Source organism: Polaromonas sp. P1_E3, from assembly GCF_056405935.1.
Genome location: NZ_JBFUBD010000292.1, coordinates 1 through 3,433, shown reverse-complemented (window position 1 = coordinate 3,433; position 3,433 = coordinate 1). Strand labels below are relative to the sequence as shown.

The following is a 3,433-nucleotide window of genomic DNA, read 5'->3' as shown; positions in this document are numbered from 1 at the left end:
GAAATGGGGTACATCAAGGCCGACTTGATCTTCGATTTGATGGCCTCGGTTTTCTCCATGTAGACCGCCAGACGGTCCAGCAGGGATTCAAGGATACCGGCAGCTTCGCCGGCTTCAACCAGATTGCAGTACAGGGCATTGAAGTACATCGGGTACTTGCGGAAAGCAGCGCTCAACGAGGTACCTGTTTCCACATCAGTGCGCACATCGTTGAGCAGCTTGGTGACACTGGCGTTCGCATTGCCACGGCCCACGATATCAAAGGACTGCAAAAGCGGAACACCCGCTTTCATCATGGTCGCAAGCTGGCGCGTAAAGATGGCGATGTCCCTCGGCTTGATTGATTTGCCGGAGCGCATGCTGCGCTTTTTTATTTTTGTAGGCAGAACACCCTGGCGGCGCAGGGAAGCTTTGACCTGATTCTCCCCGGAGGCCCGGATTTCACCCCGGATTTGTTTGCCGCCACGGTCCTTGCCTTCCCATTCGAAAACAAATTCCTTGACGCCCCTGGTGGATGCTGCAGTTGCCATGATGGTGGTTTTCTCGTTTTGTCGATGGTCAGGCCATCTCTCGCTACAGACGCCGGTTGATCAACACTTTAAATGCGGAAATTTAAACATTCGTGCAACCCAAAACTTCTTCCAGTGAAGTCATTCCGAGTTTAACTTTCTGTAAACCTGACTGACGCAGGCTTCTGACGCCTTCGAGCTCAGCCTGGGCAGCGATTTCAAGCGCACTTCCGTCGCGGAGGACGATACGCTGGATTTCCTCGGAAATCGGCATTACCYGATAAATACCGACTCGCCCCTTGTAACCATTTGTGCACATGGAGCAGCCCACGGGCCGATACGGCGTCCATGAGCCGTCGACGTCATCCTCTACGAAACCGGCTTCCAGCAATGTCTCCCGGGGGATATCTGCCGGGGCTTTGCAATTCGGGCAAAGTCGTCGTGCCAGACGCTGGGCGGTGATCAGGATCACGCTCGAAGCGATATTGAACGGCGCAATACCCATGTTGCGCATACGCGTCAACGTGGTGGGTGCGTCATTGGTATGCAGCGTGGACATGACCATGTGCCCCGTCTGGGCAGCCTTGATGGCAATGTCGGCGGTTTCAAGGTCCCGAATCTCACCAACCATGATGATGTCCGGATCCTGGCGCAGAAAAGCCTTGAGCGCGACTGAAAAAGTCATGCCGGCCTTGTCATTCATGCTGACCTGGTTGACGCCCGGCAAGGTAATTTCAGCCGGATCTTCCGCCGTAGCGATGTTGACACCTGGCTTGTTCAGGATATTCAGGCAGGTGTAGAGCGAGACGGTTTTACCGGAACCGGTAGGCCCTGTTACCAGCACCATGCCGTACGGCCTCTGAATGGCGGCCATCAGACGCTCTTTTTCGATCGCCTCGTATCCCAGCGCATCAATGCCCAGCTTGGCGCTGCTCGGGTCCAGGATACGGATAACGATCTTTTCACCGTACATGGTCGGCAGGGTGCTCACCCGGAAGTCGATGACGCGATCGGGGCCGATCTTGAGCTTCATCTTGCCGTCCTGCGGCACACGCTTTTCAGAGATATCCAGTTTGGAGATCACCTTGATACGCGCAGCGAGCTTTTCCTTGATGGCTACCGGCGGCGATGCGATTTCACGCAATTCACCGTCCACCCGGAAGCGAACCCTGTAGGTGTGTTCAAACGGCTCGAAATGCAGGTCAGAGGCACGCATGCTGAAAGCGTCCAGCAGCATCTTTTGAAGGAACTTGACGACGGGCGCGTCCTCAACCTCGGAAACGCCAGCCTCGTCTTCGACCGCACCAGAATCCGCACTGGTTTCATCAAACTCAAAGTCGTCGCCGATGATGCTTTCCATCGCCTCGGACGCGCTGGTATTGGACGTTTCCGACAGCTTGGACAGCTWGTCGTATTCGGCAATGACCCAGTCGACACCCATCTGGGTGGAAAACTTGATTTTCTCGGCCGCTTCCTGGTCGGAGGGATCTGCCGTTGCAACAATCAGCCGGTTGTTGCGTTTGCTCAGAACAACGATGCGGTACGTTGCACAGATTTTGGTATCAAGCAGCCCCTTGGGCAGGCGCTGTATATCTATGGCGTCGAGATCAAGCAAGGGGGCCGCAAAGGCGGTCGACATGGTGTGAGCCAGGTCAAACGCGGAAACCGCCCCGGAGCCAGTCAGTTCAGCAATGAAGCTGGTGCGCCCCGTCTGGGCTTTGCGGAAAATGTCTTCTGCGGCCTTTTGTCCCAGTTTCCCCGCAATCACCAGGGCCCGGCCTAGACCCGGCAGTGCCATCGATGGCGGTTGGTTGATAGCGGTGTCGACAGCGGCCATGGGTAATCTGAATAGGCTTAAATGGGTATCATCGCTTATAGATTACAAGGTGTAAATCGAAAACGCGCCAGAGGCCTGCCCGGCGTTGGAAGTATGCGAAGAAACGCACACATATGGCCAAGGGCCAGGTATTTTGGTCGGGGTGAGAGGATTCGAACCTCCGGCCTCTACGTCCCGAACGTAGCGCTCTACCAGGCTAAGCTACACCCCGATCCGGCAGCCGTCAGAAACGCCTTTCCAGCAATTGGGAGGCCAGCTGCATCAGTGCATTACTGTAAATGTTTTGGGGCAGGGCTTGCAAGGCATTCAACGCGCGCTGCGCTTCCACAGCCGCGGCATCCCGGGTGGCCTGAAGCGCTCCGGTCTGCTGCACGATGGCGATGATCTGTGTCATCTGGTCCGTGCCACCCGTTTCAATGGCCTGCCGGATGGTCGCACGCTCAGCCTCAGTGCCTCGCTGCATGGCGATGATCAGCGGAAGTGTCGCCTTGCCTTCGCGCAAATCGTCCCCCAGGTTCTTCCCCATTTCAGACACATCCCCGTCGTAGTCCAGTACATCGTCGATCACCTGGAATGCCGTGCCCAACGCCTGTCCGTAGTCCGCGCAGCTTTGCTCAACAGCCGGCGGCGACTGGGCGAGCAAGGCGGCCAGGCGGGCACTGGCTTCAAACAGCTTGGCCGTCTTGGAGCGGATTACCCGCAGGTAGCCCTCCTCCGACAACGTCGCGTCGTGCATGTTCATCAGCTGCAACACTTCGCCCTCGGCAATCACATTGGTTGCCTCGGCCAGTGTCTGCATGACACGCATGTCCCCGGCTTCGACCATCATCTGGAATGCCCGGGAATACAGAAAATCCCCCACCAGGACGCTTGCGGGGTTCCCAAAAGCTTCGTTGGCGGTGGTGCGGCCCCGGCGCAAAGTCGATTCGTCCACCACGTCGTCATGCAGCAAAGTGGCGGTATGGATAAATTCCACCACGGCAGCAAGGTTGTGGCGCTGGTCGCCCCGGTACCCCAGCACACCGCACAGCAGCAGCAGCAGCGCCGGTCGCAGCCGTTTGCCGCCCGCCGCCACGATGTACTGCGA

Annotated in this window: 3 protein-coding genes and 1 tRNA gene; all 4 read right to left on the bottom strand. The window is 57.3% G+C overall.

Translation table 11 applies throughout. From position 1 onward, the window contains the following. On the bottom strand, window positions 1-530 hold a 530-nt coding region (locus AC1D0Z_RS18000), incomplete at its 3' end, for a type II secretion system F family protein (RefSeq protein WP_477659566.1). Between the two features lie 82 nt (window positions 531-612). After that, complete coding sequence (pilB, locus tag AC1D0Z_RS17995) at window positions 613-2,346, bottom strand: type IV-A pilus assembly ATPase PilB (protein WP_477659565.1); 1,734 nt, start codon at window positions 2,344-2,346, stop codon at window positions 613-615. Window positions 2,347-2,480: 134 nt separating this feature from the next. Then, a tRNA-Pro gene (locus AC1D0Z_RS17990) sits at window positions 2,481-2,557 on the bottom strand. Between the two features lie 12 nt (window positions 2,558-2,569). After that, window positions 2,570-3,433 (bottom strand): polyprenyl synthetase family protein (locus AC1D0Z_RS17985; protein WP_477659564.1); only part of this gene is annotated, 864 nt, incomplete at its 5' end.